The organism is Micromonospora craterilacus, assembly GCF_003236315.1.
In the GTDB taxonomy this organism is placed as follows: Bacteria; Actinomycetota; Actinomycetes; order Mycobacteriales; family Micromonosporaceae; genus Micromonospora; species Micromonospora craterilacus.
The window spans coordinates 1-1,766 of sequence record NZ_POTY01000451.1; the positions used below are offsets into that span (position 1 = coordinate 1).

Here is a 1,766-nt window from a genome sequence, read left to right on the forward strand (position 1 = left end):
GCCGCCGACCGTGCCTTCTGCCGGCCGCCCCGACGCCCCCTCGCCGCGCTGGCAGCGCTCGTCGCGCTCCTCGCCGTCGGCGCGGGCGCGCTGCTCGACCTGCGTCCGCCGGCGCCACGGCCGGCCGACGCGCCGGCCGGAGAATTCAGCGCCGGTCGGGCGTACCCGCACGTCCAGCACGTCGCCGGGCGTACGCACGCCGCCGGCAGCCCGGCCAACGACGCGGTCCGTGCCCACCTGGAGGCCGTACTGCGCGGCCTCGGCCTGGAGACCGAGGTGCAGGACACCGTCGCCGAGGAGGCCGGCCAGCTCAGCGGCGCGGCGGGCGGCGCCACCCTGGCCCGGGTCCGCAACGTGGTGGCCCGGCTGCCCGGCACCGGGCCTACCGGCACGGTCTTCCTGGTCGCCCACTACGACGCGGTGCAGACCGGCCCCGGCGGCAACGACGACGGTGCCGGGGTGGCCACCATCCTGGAGGTGGCCCGCGCGCTGACCAACGGCCCCCGGCCCCGCAACGACGTCGTGTTCGTGCTCACCGACGCCGAGGAGGCGTGCCTGTGCGGGGCCTCCGCGTTCGCCGCCGACCATCCGCTGGCCGCCGGTAAGGGGGTGGTGCTCAACCTGGAGGCGCGCGGCCGTACCGGGCCGGTGATCATGTTCGAGACCTCGCCGGAGAACGCCGCGCTGGTCGACGTGTTCGGCCGCGCCGCGCCGCACCCGGTGGGCACCTCGTTCGCGGTGGAGGTCTACCGCGCGCTGCCCAACGACACCGACTTCACCGCCTTCCTCGACGAAGGGTTCGTCGGGCTGAACTCGGCGTACCTCGACGGCGGGGCGATCTACCACACCCCGCTGGACACCCCGACCTCGATGGACCGGGCCAGCCTCCAGCACCACGGGGACAACGCACTGGGCCTCGCCCGCGAGTTCGGCCGGATCGACCTGGGCGACCTGCGCGCCGGCCACGACGCCACCTACTTCCCGGTCCCCGGCGGCCTGGCCCGCTATCCCGGCTGGCTCGTGCTGCCGATGGCGCTGCTGGCACTGGCCGGCGTGGTCGTCCTCTGCTGGCTGGCCCGGCGACGGGGCCGCGTCACCGGTGGCCGGCTGGCCGCCGGGTTCGCGCTGACCCTGGTGCCGATCGTGGTCGCGCCGGTCGGCGCCCAGCTGCTCTGGGCGGCGATCACCGCCATCCGGCCGGGCTACGCCGAGCTGCTCGACCCGTACCGGCCGACCTGGTACCGGCTGGCCGTGCTGGCGCTGGCCGCCGCGGTCCTGTTCGCCTGGTACGCGCTGACCCGCCGTCGGGTCGGCCCGGCCGCGCTGGCCATCGGCGGGCTGGGCTGGCTGGCCCTGCTCGGCGTACTGCTCGCCATCCTGGTGCCCGGCGGGGCGTACCTGGCAACCCTGCCGGCCCTGGCCGGTGCCATCGCCGGGCTGGTGGCGGTGGCCACCCGCCTCGACGGCCCGCTACCGGTGATCGCGGTGACCCTCGCCGGCGCGGTGGGGGTGGTCGTCCTGCTGCCGACCGTGGTGCTGCTCTTCCCGGCGCTCGGCATGGCGATGGGCGGCGTCGCGGCGCTCTTCGCGGTGCTGCTCGGCCTGGCCGCCCTGCCGGTGGTGGACCTGCTGCACCCGGAGGCCGGCGGCCAGCGGGGCATGGTGGCGGTGCGGGCCCGCCGACTCGGCGCGCTGCCGGCCGGCGCCGCCGCACTGGCGGCGGTGGTGTTCGCCGGGGTCGGCCTCGCCGTCGACCGGTTCGACGC

At 77.0% G+C, this 1,766-nt stretch carries 1 protein-coding gene; it reads left to right on the forward strand.

What is annotated here, in order from left to right; genetic code table 11:
* Nucleotides 1–1,766 (forward strand): M28 family peptidase (locus tag C1I95_RS33705; RefSeq protein ID WP_111220136.1); only part of this gene is annotated, 1,766 nt, incomplete at both ends.